At 65.2% G+C, this 16,301-nt stretch carries 12 protein-coding genes and 2 rRNA genes; 1 reads left to right on the plus strand and 13 read right to left on the minus strand.

Annotated elements, in window-relative coordinates; genetic code table 11:
* Nucleotides 1-3 precede the first annotated feature (3 nt).
* The 11 genes from lipA to LQ772_RS14360 form a co-directional block, all read right to left on the minus strand.
* A complete protein-coding gene (gene lipA, locus LQ772_RS14310) occupies nucleotides 4-996 on the minus strand; it encodes a lipoyl synthase (protein WP_231321704.1) in 993 nt (330 codons plus the stop codon).
* Nucleotides 997-1,006: 10 nt separating this feature from the next.
* Nucleotides 1,007-1,684 carry a lipoyl(octanoyl) transferase LipB gene (lipB, locus tag LQ772_RS14315; protein ID WP_425600797.1) on the minus strand — a complete coding sequence of 226 codons (678 nt, stop codon included), beginning with the start codon at nucleotides 1,682-1,684 and terminating at the stop codon, nucleotides 1,007-1,009.
* Between the two features lie 190 nt (nucleotides 1,685-1,874).
* Complete coding sequence (locus LQ772_RS14320) at nucleotides 1,875-2,165, minus strand: YbeD family protein (protein ID WP_231321705.1); 291 nt, start codon at nucleotides 2,163-2,165, stop codon at nucleotides 1,875-1,877.
* Nucleotides 2,165-3,421, minus strand: a complete 1,257-nt coding sequence (locus LQ772_RS14325; RefSeq protein ID WP_231321706.1) for a D-alanyl-D-alanine carboxypeptidase family protein — start codon at nucleotides 3,419-3,421, stop codon at nucleotides 2,165-2,167. The genes LQ772_RS14320 and LQ772_RS14325 overlap by 1 nt, the downstream gene beginning before the upstream one ends.
* Before the next feature lie 62 nt (nucleotides 3,422-3,483).
* Nucleotides 3,484-4,395, minus strand: coding sequence for a septal ring lytic transglycosylase RlpA family protein (locus LQ772_RS14330; protein ID WP_231321707.1), 912 nt, complete (start codon nucleotides 4,393-4,395; stop codon nucleotides 3,484-3,486).
* Nucleotides 4,392-5,396, minus strand: a complete 1,005-nt coding sequence (gene mltB, locus LQ772_RS14335; protein WP_231321709.1) for a lytic murein transglycosylase B — start codon at nucleotides 5,394-5,396, stop codon at nucleotides 4,392-4,394. Before mltB ends, LQ772_RS14330 begins: the two co-directional genes overlap by 4 nt.
* Before the next feature lie 91 nt (nucleotides 5,397-5,487).
* Nucleotides 5,488-6,603, minus strand: a complete 1,116-nt coding sequence (gene rodA / locus LQ772_RS14340; protein WP_231321712.1) for a rod shape-determining protein RodA — start codon at nucleotides 6,601-6,603, stop codon at nucleotides 5,488-5,490.
* Nucleotides 6,600-8,546, minus strand: a complete 1,947-nt coding sequence (gene mrdA, locus LQ772_RS14345; protein ID WP_231321714.1) for a penicillin-binding protein 2 — start codon at nucleotides 8,544-8,546, stop codon at nucleotides 6,600-6,602. Before mrdA ends, rodA begins: the two co-directional genes overlap by 4 nt.
* A 1-nt stretch (nucleotide 8,547) precedes the next feature.
* On the minus strand, nucleotides 8,548-9,033 hold the full coding sequence (mreD, locus tag LQ772_RS14350; RefSeq protein ID WP_231321716.1) for a rod shape-determining protein MreD: 486 nt from the start codon (nucleotides 9,031-9,033) through the stop codon (nucleotides 8,548-8,550).
* Nucleotides 9,030-9,971, minus strand: a complete 942-nt coding sequence (gene mreC / locus LQ772_RS14355) for a rod shape-determining protein MreC (protein ID WP_231321717.1) — start codon at nucleotides 9,969-9,971, stop codon at nucleotides 9,030-9,032. Before mreC ends, mreD begins: the two co-directional genes overlap by 4 nt.
* 209 nt (nucleotides 9,972-10,180) lie before the next feature.
* Nucleotides 10,181-11,227 (minus strand): rod shape-determining protein, encoded by a 1,047-nt coding sequence (locus LQ772_RS14360; RefSeq protein ID WP_091340706.1) that lies wholly within the window; start codon nucleotides 11,225-11,227, stop codon nucleotides 10,181-10,183.
* 243 nt (nucleotides 11,228-11,470) lie between these two features.
* Between LQ772_RS14360 and LQ772_RS14365 the strand changes: the two genes are divergently transcribed.
* On the plus strand, nucleotides 11,471-12,403 hold the full coding sequence (locus LQ772_RS14365) for a carbohydrate kinase family protein (RefSeq protein ID WP_231321718.1): 933 nt from the start codon (nucleotides 11,471-11,473) through the stop codon (nucleotides 12,401-12,403).
* 772 nt (nucleotides 12,404-13,175) lie between these two features.
* Here LQ772_RS14365 and rrf read toward each other — a convergent pair.
* A 5S ribosomal RNA gene (gene rrf, locus LQ772_RS14370) occupies nucleotides 13,176-13,289 on the minus strand.
* 114 nt (nucleotides 13,290-13,403) lie between these two features.
* Nucleotides 13,404-16,282: ribosomal RNA gene (locus LQ772_RS14375) — 23S ribosomal RNA — on the minus strand.
* Between the last annotated feature and the right edge of the window lie 19 nt (nucleotides 16,283-16,301).

Raw genomic sequence — 16,301 nt, forward strand, 5'->3', positions numbered from 1 at the left:
ATCTCAGGCGAGTTCGGTGACGCCGGCTGCATGGGCCTGCAGGTCGGCATGGTAGGAGGAACGCACCAGTGGGCCGGAAGCGACATGATGGAAGCCCATCGCTTCGCCCGCCTCGCGCAGCGCGTCGAATTCGTCGGGAGTCCAGTAGCGCACGACCGGGTGATGGTGCGGCGTGGGCTGCAGGTACTGGCCGATGGTGATCATGTCCACGTCATGGGCGCGTAGATCGCGCAGCGTCTCGATGACTTGCTCGAAGGTCTCGCCCAGGCCCAGCATGATGCCGGACTTGGTCGGCACATCCGGGTGCTGCGCCTTGAAACGCTTGAGCAGGTCCAGCGACCACTGGTAGTCGGCGCCGGGGCGCACCTCGCGGTACAGGTGCGGGACGGTTTCCAGGTTGTGGTTGAAGACGTCCGGCGGGAAGTCCTTGAGCACTTCCAGCGCCCGCTCCATGCGGCCCTTGCCGCGGAAGTCGGGGGTCAGGATCTCGATCTTGATGTTGGGGCTGGCGTGGCGCGTGGCGCGGATGCAGGAAGCGAAATGCTCGGCACCGCCGTCGCGCAGGTCGTCACGGTCGACCGAGGTGATCACCACGTACTTCAGGCGCATGTCGGCGATCGTCTGCGCCAGGCGCGCCGGTTCCAGCGGATCGGGCGGCTGCGGGCGGCCGTGGGCGACGTCGCAGAACGAGCAGCGGCGCGTGCACACCTCGCCAAGGATCATGAACGTGGCGGTGCCCTTGGAGAAGCACTCATGGATGTTGGGGCACGAGGCCTCCTCGCACACCGTCACCAGCGCGTTCTCGCGCAGGCGCGCCTTCAGTTCCTGCACGGCATTGCCTTGTGGCAGCCGCACGCGGATCCACGAAGGCTTGCGCAAGGTCGGCACGCTCGCGTCGAACGCGGCGCGGTTGCGGGCGATCTTGTCGTTGCCCAGCTGCTTTTCGGGCGCGTCGACCACGCTGATCGGGATGACCCTGGAGGAAATTTCGCTCATCTGCGACTGCCTAGACCGCGGCGCGCGCGGGGAGTTCGGGGAGGACGGGGGCGGCCGGCACCGCGTGGAAGCCGAACTGGCGGCAGAATTGCCCCACCAGCACGTCTTCGACCTGCGCCAACTGCGACGGGCCGCCCAAGTCTAGCACTTGCGTGACGGCCAAACCCTTGTAGCCACAAGGGTTGATCCGTCCGAACGGCTCCAGGTCCATGGCCACGTTGAAGGCCAGACCGTGGAAGCTGCACCCCCGCCGTACGCGCAGGCCCAGGGCAGCCACCTTGGCGCCGGACACATAGACGCCCGGGGCCCCTTCCACCCGCGCGGCCTCGATCGACCAGTGCGCCAGCGTATCGATCAGCGCCTGCTCGATGCGGTTGACCAGCTCGCGCACGCCCACACCGGTGCGGCGCAGGTCGATCAGCGGGTAGCCGACGATCTGGCCGGGTCCGTGGTAGGTCACCTGGCCGCCACGGTCGACGGGGATCAACGGGATGTCGCCCGGCGCCAGCACGTGCTCCATCTTCCCGGCCTGGCCCAGGGTGAACACCGGGTCGTGCTCGAGCAGCCACAGTTCGTCGGGCGTGTCCGGTCCGCGCGCGTCGGTGAAGGCGCTCATCGCCTTCCAGGTGCGCTCGTAGGGCTGGCGGCCGAGGCGGCGGATGAGGAGCGGGCGGGAGTCGGGGGGCATGGGCACTACCGGGGAAATGGGGAGCAGATGAGGCGGACCGGGCGAAATGCAAGCCGGCGCTTTTGAAGCCGCCTCCCTCTGGAGAGAGGGTATGAGTCAGGGCCGGGGCACGCGGGAAAACCTTTCACGGCGCTTTAGGCAAAGCCGGCCCTTATCCCAGCCCTCTCCCGGAGGGAGAGGGCGCAGCAGCCTATAGCGTGTAGCGGATGGCCGGATCGGCGCGCAGCGCCGTGTGCGCACCGTCGTACTGCTCCCGGGTATCGCAGCGGAAGCTCACGGTCACCGAGATGAACTTCCCCTCGCGCGAGGGGCGCTGGCTGACCGTCTCGTGCAGTACGTGCAGGCCCTCGCCCTCGAGGATCCGCGGCACGCGCCTGGGCAGGTCCGCGCTGGCGTCGCCCAGCGCGGTGATCTCGAACTCACCGGGGAACTGGAAGCCCTTGCCTTCCTTCTTCGCCTGGCTGAAATCGATTTCGTGCATTATTTTTTGTCCGCAGCGGGGGCCGTGGCCGCAGCGTCGTCCTTCTTGTCGCCGTGGAACCACAGCAGGATGGAATCCCACAGGCGCTTGAAGAAGCCGCCCTGCGGGGCGTCGTCGAGCGCCACCAGCGGTGCCGACTGCAACGGCTTGCCGTCCAGCGTGACGCGCAGGGTACCCACCTGCTGGCCCTTCTTGAACGGGGCGACCAGGGTCGCGGGGATGTCCATGATGGCCTTGAGCTGGTCGTACTGGCCGCGCTTGACGGTCACATCCATCGGCTGACTGATGCCCAGCGGCAGCGTGCCTGCCTCGCCCTTCCAAAGCTTGGGCGTGGCCAGCGGCTTGTTGGCGTCGTACAACTTGTGGGTTTCGTAGAAGCGGAAACCGTAGTTGAGCAGCGCCATGGCCGAATCGGCGCGCGCCTTCTCCGAGCTCGCACCCATGACGATGGCGATCATGCGCGAATCGCCCTGCTTGGCCGAGGCGGCCAGGCAGTAACCGGCCGCGGCGGTGTGGCCGGTCTTGATGCCGTCCACGCTGGGATCGCGCCATAGCAGGGTGTTGCGGTTGCCCTGCTTGATGCCGTTCCACACAAACTGCTTGACCGCCGAAATCGCGTAGTCCTCCGGGAAATCGTGGATCAGCGCGCGCGACAGGAGCGCGATGTCCCGCGCCGTGGTGTAGTGGTTCTCGATCGGATAGCCCGAAGCGTTTTCGAAGTGGGAACCGGTCATGCCCAACTGCTTGGCGTAGGCATTCATCAGGTTGGCGAAGGCTTCCTCGGAACCGGCGGTGTGCTCGGCCAGCGCGATCGCCGCGTCGTTGCCCGACTGGATGATCATGCCGTACAGCAGGTCCTTGAGCGGAACCTGGCTGTTGAGCTTGAGGAAGCTGGTCGAACCATCGGTGCCTGCGCCACCGCCGCGCCAGGCGTGCTCGCTGATGGTGACCGGATCGGTCATCTTGATCTTGCCGTTGGCAAGCTCAGCCGAGACCACGTAGTCGGTCATGATCTTGGTGATCGAGGCCGGTTCGACGCGCTCGTCCGGATTCTTGCTGGCCAGTACCTGCCCGGTGGCGTAATCCATCAACACCCAGGCCTTGCCGTCCACGTCCGGCGGCGGCGGCACCGGTGCCTCCGGCACGGTCGGGCGCGGCACCGGCGAAGGCTTCGGCGGCGTCTGCTGCGCGAAGGCGGCGCCGGCGATCAGCGCGGCGGCGGCAAAGGTGGTCAGGGTACGGCGGAAAAAGCTCATCGTCGGTATCGATCCCGTTTCTGTGGCCGGCGCCCCGCGCGCCAGCGCGAAAAATGCATCGCTCAGTCTACCGCGACCTGCGGTCGGGGGAGGCCGAGCTCTTCGATCTGGTCGGTCACGCGGTCGGCCTGGTCGACGTCGTCCAGCGGCCCCACGCGCACGCGGCGGATGTTGTGTCCGTTGACCTCCACATCGGTCACCTGCACCGGCGCCAGCCGGGCCGAGCGCAGCCGTGTGGCCACGCGGTCGGCGTTCGCCAGGTCGGAGAATGCGCCCACCTGCAGCCAGATGGCCGGATGGGCGCTACCCGATGGGACCGCCGCTTGCGCGGTCAGTTCCTCGGCCGGCGCATCGTCGTCCCGATGCGCCGGGTCGATCGCGCGCACTTCGACCAGGCCAGTGCCCTTGGGCCAGATGCCGATCTTGACGGCGGCCGCGTAGGACAGGTCGATCAGCCGGTTCTCGTGGAACGGCCCGCGATCGTTGATGCGCACGATGACGCTCTTGCCGTTTTCCAGATTGGTCACGCGCGCGTAGCTGGGCAGCGGCAGCGTCTTGTGCGCAGCGCTGAAAGCGTACATGTCGTAGTTCTCCAGGCTCGAAGTCTTGTAGCCGTGGAACTTGGCGCCGTAGAACGAGGCGATGCCGCGCTCGTCGTAGCCGCGCGCATCGGAGAGCACGCGATAGGTCTTGCCGAGCACGGTGTAGGGCGACTTGTTGCCATAGAGCGAGCGCGGCTCGATCCTGGGCACCGGCTCGGGGATCCGGCTGACGTCGATCGCCGGCGGCACGCTGTCGTCGTTGTCGCGATAGCGGCTGGACTGCGGGCGGCTGATGTCGTCGCGGAAGCCGCCATGGCGGCCTTCCGCGCGCGGACCCGCGACCTTGCCGCCATGCGAGGGCCGCGGGTGCGAACCGCCGCACCCGGCCAGCGCCAACGCGACTATCGCCAGGACGCCAGCGCGCCAGCTCACGGCACGGCATCCGCCGAGCGCACGCCCGCGGCAATGCCCTCAGCCAGCTGGTGCACAGCCAGGGCATACAGCGGGCTCTTGTTGTAGCGGGTGATCACGTAGAAGTTCTGGAAGGTGAACCAGTATTCGGGGCCGTTGCCGCCTTCGAGCGCCTGCAGGCTGGTCATCCGGCCCGGATCGAACGACTCCAGCGGCGCGTAGCCCCAGGCCTCCAGTTGCTCCAGTGGCCAGCGCGGCTGCGGGTCGGGGACGTCCAGCGTCCTCGGCGCCGTGTCCGGCTGCGCCCGCGCGGCGACCGGGCCGCCGCGCTCCCAGCCGTGGCCGGCGAAATAGTTGGCGACGCTGGCCAGGATGTCCGGCAACGAACCCTGCATGTCGATGTGGCCGTCGTGGTCGCCGTCCACGCCGAAGTCGCGGATGCTGGAGGGCATGAACTGGCCCCAGCCCTGCGCGCCGGCGTAGGAGCCGGTGAGCGTGTCCAACGGACCGGCCAGGTGGTTGGCCGGCAGCTCCAGCAGCACCTTCAGCTGCTCGCGGAAGAACTTCGCGCGCGGCGGGTAATACAGGCCCAGCGTGACCAGCGCATCGAGCACCTGGTACTTGCCGGTGTTGCGGCCGTAGAAGGTTTCCACGCCCAGGATGGCCACCAGGTACTCGGGCGCAACGCCGTACTGCCCGGCGATGCGCTCGATCAATTCGCGATGGTCGCGGTAGAAGGCCACGCCCTCGTCGATCCGCTTGGGCGTGATGAAGATCGGCCGGTAGTCCTTCCACGGCTTGGCTTCGGCAGGGCGGTTCATCGCATCGATGATCGACTGCTGCATCTGCGCGCCACTGAGCAGCGCATTCAGCTGGCCCGGGTCCTTGCCGGTGTCGCGCGCCACCTCGCGCACCAGTTCGGCCTGGCCGGGATGGATCGTCGTTTCGGCATGTGCCGGCGCGACGGCCAGCACCAGGGTGGCGAGCACGCCGGGCAGGCGGCACGAGCGAAGAAGAGACATGGGAAACACCGCGCGGATCGACATCGCACCCAAGCCTATCACGCGTGCACGGCCGATCCGGGGCCGAACCGGGGCGACAGGGTGACGCCGCTCAGTCATGCATCTTGCGGTTGGCGTGGATCGACATCAGCACGCCGAAACCGCTCAACAGGCTGACCGCCGAGGTGCCGCCGTAGCTGACGAACGGCAGCGGCACGCCGACCACCGGCAGCATGCCGGCGATCATGCCGCCGTTGACGAAGACGTAGACGAAGAAGCTCATCGCGATCGCGCCGGCGAGCAGGCGTGAATAGGTGTCGCGCGCCTCCATCGCGATCCACAGGCAGCGGCCGATGATGAAGGCGTACAGCGCCAGCAGGCAGACCACGCCGACCAGGCCGAATTCCTCGGAGAACACGGCGAAGATGAAGTCGGTGGTGTGCTCGGGCAGGAAGTCCAGCCGCGACTGCGTGCCATGCGTCCAGCCCTTCCCGAAGACGCCCCCCGAACCCACCGCGATCTGCGACTGGATGATGTGCCAGCCATTGCCCAGCGGATCGGCCTCGGGATTGAGCAGGGTCAGCACGCGATCGCGCTGGTACTGATGCATGAAATGCCAGCCCACCGGCACCATCCCGGCGGCGATGCCCAGCAGCAGGCCGATGCGCCACCAGGCGACGCCGGAGAGGAACAGCGCGAACGCCCCGGCGGCGGCCACCAGCAGCGCTGTTCCCAGGTCGGGCTGCTTGGCGATCAGCCCACCGGGAATGGCGATCAGCAGGCCGACCACGGCCATGTCCTTCCAGCTCGGCGGCAGTTGGCGCGGGTGCAGGTACCAGGCGGCCATCATCGGCATGGTCAGCTTGAGCAGCTCGGACGGCTGGAAGCGCATGAAGCCCAGGTCCAGCCAGCGGTCGGCGCCACGGCCCTCGCCCAGCAGCGCCACCACCACCAGCAACGCGGTGCTGCCGGCGTAGAGCCAGGGTGTCCAGCTGCGCAGCACCGTGGGCGGGATGCGCGAGATCAGCAGCAGCAGCGCCGCGCCGAGCACGAACCGCGCCGCCTGGCCGCCGACCAGGCCCAGGTCGCCGCCGCCGGCGCTGTACAGGGTGACCAGGCCGACCGTGGCCAGCGCCAGCAATCCCATGGCCAACGGCAAATCGATCCGCGGCCGGGTCAGGATGCGGCGCAGGAAACGGCGCATGCGCGCGTAGAGCATTCCGATCATGGCGTGGTCCCGCCCTCGGCCGGCACCGGCATGTCTTCGGGCTGGTCGGGCGCCAGGGGTGCCGGGGCGGCCGCCGGCGGCTGAGATTTGACCGGTGCCCCACCCTGCGTGGCAAGCCAGGACTCCATCACCGTACGCACGATCGGGCCCGCTGCTTCGGCACCCCACGCGCCGGCCTCGAGCATGGCGACCACCGAGATCTTCGGGTCGTCCGCCGGCGCGAAGGCCTCGAACCAGGCGCGATGGCGCGCGGCAAGGTAGGCGGTGTTCTTGTTGGTGTCGTAGGCCGAGGACGTGCGCGAGAAGCGCTCGGCCGTGCCGCTCTTGCCCGCGACCACCAGCGGAAAGCCGATGAACTGCTTGGCGCCGGTGCCGCTGGTCACCACCGCTTCCATGCCTTGCTTGATCACGTCCAGGTGGGCCGGATCGGTCACCAGCGAGGGGCCGGTCGGCGGGTTGGGCAACGGCTGTCTGGGGGCATCGACACCATCCTGGGTCGCCATCACCAGCCTGGGCGCACGCGGGATGCCCTTCCCGGCCAGGATCGACACCGCATGCGCCAGCTGCAATGGCGTCACCGCCCAGTAGCCCTGGCCGATGCCGGCGATGATCGTTTCTCCCGGATACCAGGGCTGGCGCGAATGCGCCATTTTCCAATCGCGCGAAGGCAAGACGCCGTTCTCCTCGCCGTCGAGGTCGATGCCGGTCTTTCGGCCGAAGCCGAAGCGCCCCATCCAGTCGCTCAGGCGGTCGATGCCCAGGTCCAGCGCAAGTTTGTAAAAGTAGGTGTTGGTCGATTTCTCGATCGCCTTGACCATGTCGACCACGCCATCGCCACCGCGCTTGTCGTCGCGGTAGCAGCGCGAGGCCCCGGGCAGGCAGAACTCGCCCGTGGACAGCACCGTATCCTCCGGCCTGCGGACGCCGTAGGCCAGGCCGCCGAGGGCCAGGAACGGCTTCACCGTGGAGCCGGGCGGATACACGCCGCGCAGCGCGCGGTTGTACAGCGGCTTGTCCGGCGCGGTGGTCAATGCCTTGTAGTCGGCACTGCTGATGCCGTTGACGAACAGGTTCGGATCGAAGCTCGGCACGCTGACCATGGCCAGGACCTGGCCGTTGCGCGGATCGATCGCCACGGCGGAGCCCGCTCGACCGTCGAACGCGGCCATGGTCGCCTTCTGGATGCGCACGTCGATCGAGAGATAGAGGTTCTTGCCGGGGACCGGCGCATGGGTTTCGAGCACGCGCTGGGTGCGGCCGTCGGCGTTGACCTCGACCAGTTCATAGCCCGGCGTTCCGTGCAGCACATCTTCGTACGAGCGCTCGATCCCGCTGCGACCGACGTGGCTGGTGCCCTGGTAGCGGTCCGGGTCCAGGCGCTTGAGGTCGTCTGCATCGATGCGGCCGACGTAGCCGATCACGTGCGCGAACAACTCGCCGTAGGGATAGTGGCGGGTCAGGTAGGGCACCACGTCCACGCCCGGGAAGCGCCAGCGGTTGATCGCGAAGCGGGCGATGTCGTCCTCGGACAGGTGCATCTTCAAGGGGACGTTCTCGAAGCGACGGCTCTGTTTCAGGCGCTTCCTGAAGTCGGCGACGTCGTCCGGGTCCAGCGGCACCACCGCGCCGATCTGCGCGAGCATGGCACTCATGTCCGGCACCTGCTCGGGCACCACCTCGAGCCGGAATGCCGGCACGTTGTCGGCCAGCAGCACGCCGTTGCGGTCGTAGATCAGCCCACGGGCCGGCGGGATCACCTTCGGCTTGACGCGGTTGTTCTCCGAGCGGGTCACGAACTCGTCGTGGCGCATCACCTGCAGGTAGAAGAAGCGCCCGGACAAGGCGATCAGGCCCAGCACGATCAGGGCGAATCCGACCAGCGAGCGCCGCTGGAAAAGCGCCGCCTCGCCGCGGGGATCCTTCAGTGCGCGCCGCCTCTTCATTTCATTGCAGGCGCAGGCGCATGCGCAGGTCATCCAGCAACAGGAACACGAATGGCCAGAGCGCCGCCCCGACGAACGGCGAGATCCACCAACTCGCTGGCGGCAGCGCGTCGCCGGCGAACACCCGCACGATCGTCAACAGGATGCGATCGTTCAGCAGCAGCGCGAGCACCGCCAGGGTCTGCTGCCACATCGGAAAGAAGCGCAGTCGTGAGCGGAAACGCAACGCGATGAAGACCAGCGCGGTCAGGCGCAACGCCTGTTCACCCAGCAGCACGCCATCGAGCAGGTCGGCCGCCAGACCCATCGTGAAGGCCAGGCCGAGCGTCACCCGCTCACCCGATTCCAACGACCAGTACAAGAGCACCAGCGCCGGCCAGTACGGCTTGAACGGCTCGAGCACGTCCGGCAGTGGCACCAGCATCGACAGCAGAGCGATCACCAGCGTGCCGATGAACCACCCGAGGGCCAGGCGCTGCCGGTTCATGGCTGCCCCTTCGCCGGCGGTGCGGCCTTGGTAGCCTCGCCGGTGCCCGCCGGTGCGAGGTCAGCCGGAGGTCCCGCCGGCCGGACGGGCTCGGGCGGCCCGACCGGTTCGGCCTGGTCGTGCAGCAGCAGCACGTCTTCGCTGCGGCTGATGTCCGCACTGGGTTGCGCCTGTGCTTCCAGGAACATGCCGGTGGCCGCGGGCGCCACGCGGGTGACCGCGCCGACCGGGAAGCCCGGCGGGAAGCGCCCGCCCAGGCCGGAGGTCAGCAGCCGGTCGCCCTCGTGCACATCGGCCGCCATCGGGATGGTCGGCAGCACCAGCCGGTCGCCATCGCGCGAGCCATAGGCGATGGTGCGCAAGCCGGTGCGCTCGACGGTCACCGGCAACGCATTGTTCGGGTCGGTGATAAGCATCACCACCGAGGTCGTCGGCAGCGTCTGGATGACCTGCCCCATCACGCCGCGCGCATCGATGACCGGCTGCCCTGGCTTGACGCCATCGCGGGCGCCGACGTTCAGCAGCAGGCGATGGCGGTAGGCGCCCAGGTCGACGCCGACCACGCGGGCCAACTGGACGTTGAGCTCAAGGCTGCGCTGGGTATCGAGCAGCTCCTTCAGATGCTGGTTCTGTTGCGCCACCGCCGCCATGCGGTTGAGCTTGGCGTTGGCCAGCAGCAGGTCCTCGCGCAGGCGCTGATTCTGGTTGGTCAGCCGCTGGCGGTCGGCGAAGGCCACCGAGAGCGTGCGCATCCCTTCCACCGGCAGGCCGGCGAGGCGATACAGCGGCTCGACCGCCACGGCGGCGCCGTAGCGGATGCGCCACATCCAGCCATTGCGATGGTCGAGCACCATCAGCACCATCGCCAGCGCGAGGTAGCCGATCAGCCGCAAGGTGCCGGTGGACCCGGCGAACAGGGGCGAGGATTCCTGGCCCATCAAGAGAATCCGAAAAGGAAGGAGCGACGCAGACGGTCGCCATCAAGCGTGGCAGAAGGCACCGGCATGGCACAACGGATTTGCCACCCTCCATCGCGGAGGGGGCCGGGGACGGGCGACCGGATCGGTCTCAGTCCCATGTCGTCGAACACACCTCGTGTTTCCCCCGTACAGGCCGCGACCGCCGCGTGCAGCGGCCCGGCCATGCCTCACTCCGGCGCGAAGAAATCGCTGCCGTGCTGGTCGATCAGTTCCAGCGCCTTGCCACCGCCACGCGCCACGCAGGTGAGCGGATCATCGGCAACCTGCACGTGCAGGCCGGTTTCCTCGGAGATAAGGCGATCCAGGTCCCGCAGCAGCGCGCCGCCACCGGTCAACACGATGCCACGCTCGGCCACGTCCGAGCACAGCTCCGGCGGGGTCTGCTCCAGCGCCGACTTGACCGCCGCCACGATGCCCGACAGCGGCTCGTGCAGCGCCTCGAGCACTTCGTTGGAGTTGATCGTGAACATGCGCGGCACGCCCTCGGCCAGATTGCGACCGGAGATCTCGATCTCCTTGACGTTGCTCTGCGGGAAGGCGCAGCCGATCTCCAGCTTGATCCGCTCGGCGGTGGACTCGCCGATCAGCGTGCCGTGGTTACGGCGCACGTAGTTGATGATCGCCTCGTCGAACCGGTCGCCGCCCACGCGCACGGACTGCGAGTAGACGATGCCGTTGAGCGAGATCACTGCCACTTCGGAGGTGCCGCCGCCGATGTCCAGCACCATCGCGCCGCGCGCCTCGTGCACCGGGATGCCGGCGCCGATCGCCGCGGCCATCGGCTCCTCGATCAGGAACACGTCGCGGGCGCCGGCGCCCTCGGCCGATTCCTTGATGGCGCGACGTTCAACCTGGGTCGAGCCGCACGGTACGCACACCAGCACGCGCGGGCTGGGACGCAGCATGCGCGACTTGTGCACCTGCTTGATGAAGTGCTGCAGCATCGCCTCGGTCATGGTGAAGTCGGCGATGACGCCGTCCTTCATCGGGCGCACCGTGGCGATATTGCCCGGCGTGCGGCCGAGCATGCGCTTGGCGTCGCCACCCACGGCGGCCACCGTGCGCGGGCCGCCCGGACCGCGATCCTGGCGGATCGCCACCACCGACGGCTCGTTCAGGATGATGCCCTGCCCACGCACGTAGATCAGCGTGTTGGCGGTGCCGAGGTCGATGGAAATGTCGTTGGAAAAGATGCCGCGAAACTTCTTGAACATGAGGCCTGGCGCGCCGGCTGGAAAAGGAAAAAGTAAGCGCGTCAGTCTAGTGAGCGGGTTCTACCCACGCAAGCGCGAAGAAGTTAAGAAAGCCTTGTAGAACGCGATGATGCGCGCATTTCCTGAGCCTCGCCGCCGCTTCCACCGACAAGCGACTGTCGCCTTGGGCGAAGCGTCGCGCTACGATTGCAGGGTTTGCCGGACGACGTCCCGTCCGCGCCGCTCACTGGGGTTTGATCGAACATGTCAGCCGTCATCTGCGGTTCGCTGGCCTACGACACCATCATGGTGTTCCCGGACCAGTTCAAGAACCACATCCTGCCGGACAAGGTCCACATTCTGAACGTCTCCTTCCTCGTGCCGCAGATGCGTCGCGAGTTCGGCGGCTGCGCAGGCAATATCGCTTACAACCTCAAGCTCCTGGGAGGCGACCCGTTGCCGATGGCGACGGTCGGTCAGGACTTCGGGCCCTACCGTGAACACATGATCCGTTGCGGCATTCGCCTCAATGGCGTGCGCGTGTTCGAGGACCAGTTCACTCCGCAGTGTTTCATCACCACGGACCTGGACAACAACCAGATCACCGCCTTCCATCCCGGCGCCATGTCCAGTTCGCACCACAATCACGTGGGCGACGTGGCCGATGCGCAGTTCGGCATCGTCGCGCCGGACGGAAGGGAGGCGATGCTGCAGCACACCGAGGACTTCGCGGCGCACGGCGTGCCTTTCATCTTCGACCCGGGCCAGGCGATGCCGTTGTTCACCGGCGAAGAGTTCCGCTCGATGATCGGCAAGGCCAACTACGTCATCGTCAACGACTACGAATCGCAGCTGCTGCAGCAACGCACGGGCTGGAGCGCAGAAGAGATCGCCAGCCGCACCCAGGCGTACATCGTGACCTTGGGACCGCGCGGATCGTTGATCCACACTGGCGGAGAGGTCATCGAGATCCCGGCGGCCCGCGAGCGACAGGTGATCGATCCGACCGGCTGCGGCGATGCGTACCGGGCAGGCCTGATCTTCGGCATCATGCGCGGCTACGACTGGCCCACCATCGGCCGCATGGCGTCGCTGATGGGCGCGCTCAAGGTCGAGCATCCGGGCACGCAGAACCAGCGCTTCACCTACGACGAGTTCGCCGAAGCGTTCCGCGAGCAATTCGACTACGCGCTTTGAGTCTTATCCGGCGCGCGGCATCTTCCCCGCGCCGTAGGCCACCACGCCCAGCAAATCCCTCCACGGCATCGCAACCACGCGGGGCAGCCAGCGGTGCTGCCAGGCGTGACGGAGCGATCAGGTCATAGGTCGCTCGCCCAAGTCTCAACTCGCTTACGAGCCTTTCCTGCGCCCGATCCGCAGGGTCCTCGCCGCGTCTTTACGACTGCGCTCCGCTGGCGCCTGTTGGAAAAGGGCGAAGACGCGACAACAACGTCCACCCGCAGGCATGGCGCGAGCAGTCGCCCCGCGTCCTGCAGGCGCACCTGTGCGCCCTATTGATGGATGGGGGAAAACGCATCGGATGCGCGGAACGTCCGTGTAGGGACTCGGCCGCGGTGTGCCGTCCATCGACGCGCCGGCCAAGCGGTGGGTCTCCCTGTCCCGACCTTCGATGTTGGCGGTGGGATTGCCCGCCGGTGACGGGCCGCGACCACAGCTGCCGGTCGAACGCTGGTGCGCGACTGCGGGCAGTGAGGGATGGTGGCCGGTAGTGGCAGCCGGTGCATGGCGGTCGCGCCAAGGGGCGCTCCTACAGGGGTAACGGTCCAACATCGGCGGGCCGGCCGCCTTGGCAATGATCGGCGGTGGCGTCCGACGCGCGCCGGTCGCGCATGCGGTCGGGACCGTTGCAGGACCGTGCGAACCATTCGCAGGTGCGCCTGAAGCGCCGCACGAACGCAGGCAAAGAAAAACCCCCACCGTTGCCGATGAGGGTGTTTCAGGATAAAGCCCCTGGCGGTGACCTACTCTTGCATGGACAAGCCACACTACCATCGGCGCGGCTGCGTTTCACTTCCGAGTTCGGGATGGGATCGGGTGGGACCACAGCGCTATGGCCGCCAGGGAAGGGGTTGAAGCAGCGCTATCAAGCGCCGGCTTCAAAAGGGGTAAACGAGTGACAAGCGAGTTGGTGAATCGAGATGTATCGGCAAAGACATTCGAAGCGTCTTGGGGTTATATGGTCAAGCCGCACGGCGCATTAGTACGCGTAAGCTCAATGCATTGCTGCACTTCCACATCGCGCCTATCAACCACCTAGTCTTGATGGTGCCTTAAGGAGAGTCAAGCTCTCGGGAGATCTCATCTTGGGGCGTGCTTCCCGCTTAGATGCTTTCAGCGGTTATCACTTCCGTTCGTAGCTACCGGGCAATGCCTCTGGCGAGACAACCCGAACACCAGCGGAACGTCCACTCCGGTCCTCTCGTACTAGGAGCAGCCCCCCTCAAATCTCCAACGCCCACGACAGATAGGGACCGAACTGTCTCACGACGTTCTGAACCCAGCTCGCGTACCACTTTAAATGGCGAACAGCCATACCCTTGGGACCGGCTACAGCCCCAGGATGTGATGAGCCGACATCGAGGTGCCAAACACCGCCGTCGATATGAACTCTTGGGCGGTATCAGCCTGTTATCCCCGGAGTACCTTTTATCCGTTGAGCGATGGCCCTTCCATACAGAACCACCGGATCACTAAGACCTACTTTCGTACCTGCTTGATCCGTCGATCTTGCAGTCAAGCACGCTTATGCCTTTGCACACAGTGCGCGATGTCCGACCGCGCTGAGCGTACCTTCGTGCTCCTCCGTTACGCTTTGGGAGGAGACCGCCCCAGTCAAACTACCCACCATACACGGTCCCTGACCCGGATTACGGGCCTAGGTTAGAACGTCAAGCACTTCAGGGTGGTATTTCAAGGATGGCTCCACGCAAACTGGCGTCTGCGCTTCAAAGCCTCCCACCTATCCTACACAGAAGAACTCAACGTTCAGTGTAAAGCTATAGTAAAGGTTCACGGGGTCTTTCCGTCTTGCCGCGGGAACGCTGCATCTTCACAGCGATTTCAATTTCACTGAGTCTCGGGTGGAGACAGCGCCGCTGTCGTTACGCCATTCGTGCAGGTCGGAACTTACCCGACAAGGAATTTCGCTACCTTAGGACCGTTATAGTTACGGCCGCCGTTTACTGGGGCTTCGATCAAGAGCTTCGCCTTGCGGCTGACCCCATCAATTAACCTTCCAGCACCGGGCAGGCGTCACACCCTATACGTCCACTTTCGTGTTTGCAGAGTGCTGTGTTTTTGATAAACAGTCGCAGCGGCCAGGTTACTGCGACCCATCAGAGCTCAGTCACGCACGTGACCACCCCGATGGGCGCACCTTCTCCCGAAGTTACGGTGCCATTTTGCCTAGTTCCTTCACCCGAGTTCTCTCAAGCGCCTTGGGATTCTCACCCTGCCTACCAGTGTCGGTTTACGGTACGGTTTTTCTTAAGCTGAAGCTTAGTGGCTTTTCCTGGAAGCGTGGTCTCAGTCACTTCGCCCAATAGGGCTCGTCTCGGTGCTCGGCATAGAGAATCCCGGATTTGCCTAAGATTCATGCCTACCGCCTTTCCCCCGGACAACCAACGCCGGGTAGACCTAACCTTCTCCGTCCCCACATCGCACTTAAGAAAAGTGCAGGAATATTAACCTGCTTCCCATCGACTACGCATTTCTGCCTCGCCTTAGGGGCCGACTCACCCTGCGCCGATGAACGTTGCGCGAGGAAACCTTGGGCTTTCGGCGTGGGGGCTTTTCACCCCCATTATCGTTACTCATGTCAGCATTCGCACTTCCGATACCTCCAGCAGACCTCTCGATCCACCTTCGCAGGCGTACGGAACGCTCCTCTACCGCGCACACAAAGTGTGCACCCCGAGCTTCGGTGTCTAGCTTAGCCCCGTTAAATCTTCCGCGCAGACCGACTCGACCAGTGAGCTATTACGCTTTCTTTAAAGGGTGGCTGCTTCTAAGCCAACCTCCTGGCTGTCTATGCCTTTCCACATCGTTTTCCACTTAGCTAGAACTTGGGGACCTTAGCTGCGGGTCTGGGTTGTTTCCCTTTTCACGACGGACGTTAGCACCCGCCGTGTGTCTCCCGGATAGTCTGTCCTGGTATTCGGAGTTTGCCATGGTTTGCTAAGTCGCGATGACCCGCTAGCCATAACAGTGCTCTACCCCCAGGAAGATTCGTCCGAGGCGCTACCTAAATAGCTTTCGAGGAGAACCAGCTATCTCCGAGTTTGTTTAGCCTTTCACTCCTATCCTCAGCTCATCCCCATCTATTGCAACAGATGTGGGTTCGGTCCTCCAGTGCGTGTTACCGCACCTTCAACCTGGCCAAGGATAGATCACTCGGTTTCGGGTCTACTGCCAGAGACTATGCGCCCTATTCAGACTCGGTTTCCCTTCGCCTCCCCTAGACGGTTAAGCTCGCCACTGACAGTAAGTCGCTGACCCATTATACAAAAGGTACGCAGTCACCCTTGCGGGCTTCCACTGCTTGTACGTATACGGTTTCAGGGTCTATTTCACTCCCCTCTCCGGGGTTCTTTTCGCCTTTCCCTCACGGTACTAGTTCGCTATCGGTCAGTCAGGAGTATTTAGCCTTGGAGGATGGTCCCCCCATGTTCAGACAGGGTTTCTCGTGCCCCGCCCTACTCAATTTCACGCACGGTGCCCTTTCGCGTACCGGGCTATCACCGTCTATGGCAGACCTTTCCAGGTCCTTCCACTAAAACACTGTGCGCTTTTGGGCTGCTCCGCGTTCGCTCGTCGCTACTTACGGAATCTCGGTTGATTTCTTTTCCTCCGGGTACTTAGATATTTCAGTTCCCCGGGTTCGCTCCGTACACCTATGTATTCAGTGCACGGTACCGCCTAAGCGGTGGGTTTCCCCATTCGGACATTGCCGGATCAAAGCTTGTTGCCAGCTCCCCGACACTTTTCGCAGGCTGCCACGTCCTTCATCGCCTCTGACTGCCAAGGCATCCACCGTATACGCTTGGTCGCTTGACCATATAACCCCAAGTCGCCT

This window comes from Frateuria edaphi, from assembly GCF_021117405.1.
GTDB classification, from domain to species: domain Bacteria; phylum Pseudomonadota; class Gammaproteobacteria; order Xanthomonadales; family Rhodanobacteraceae; genus Frateuria_A; species Frateuria_A edaphi.

Bases quoted from the DNA above. Each gene is read 5' to 3' on its own strand.
- lipA (WP_231321704.1), bottom strand. From the start codon at position 996: ATGAGCGAAATTTCCTCCAGGGTCATCCCGATCAGCGTGGTCGACGCG.
- lipB (WP_425600797.1), bottom strand. From the start codon at position 1,684: ATGCCCCCCGACTCCCGCCCGCTCCTCATCCGCCGCCTCGGCCGCCAG.
- LQ772_RS14320 (WP_231321705.1), bottom strand. From the start codon at position 2,165: ATGCACGAAATCGATTTCAGCCAGGCGAAGAAGGAAGGCAAGGGCTTC.
- LQ772_RS14325 (WP_231321706.1), bottom strand. From the start codon at position 3,421: ATGAGCTTTTTCCGCCGTACCCTGACCACCTTTGCCGCCGCCGCGCTG.
- mltB (WP_231321709.1), bottom strand. From the start codon at position 5,396: ATGTCTCTTCTTCGCTCGTGCCGCCTGCCCGGCGTGCTCGCCACCCTG.
- rodA (WP_231321712.1), bottom strand. From the start codon at position 6,603: ATGATCGGAATGCTCTACGCGCGCATGCGCCGTTTCCTGCGCCGCATC.
- mrdA (WP_231321714.1), bottom strand. From the start codon at position 8,546: ATGAAGAGGCGGCGCGCACTGAAGGATCCCCGCGGCGAGGCGGCGCTT.
- mreD (WP_231321716.1), bottom strand. From the start codon at position 9,033: ATGAACCGGCAGCGCCTGGCCCTCGGGTGGTTCATCGGCACGCTGGTG.
- mreC (WP_231321717.1), bottom strand. From the start codon at position 9,971: ATGGGCCAGGAATCCTCGCCCCTGTTCGCCGGGTCCACCGGCACCTTG.
- LQ772_RS14360 (WP_091340706.1), bottom strand. From the start codon at position 11,227: ATGTTCAAGAAGTTTCGCGGCATCTTTTCCAACGACATTTCCATCGAC.
- LQ772_RS14365 (WP_231321718.1), top strand. From the start codon at position 11,471: ATGTCAGCCGTCATCTGCGGTTCGCTGGCCTACGACACCATCATGGTG.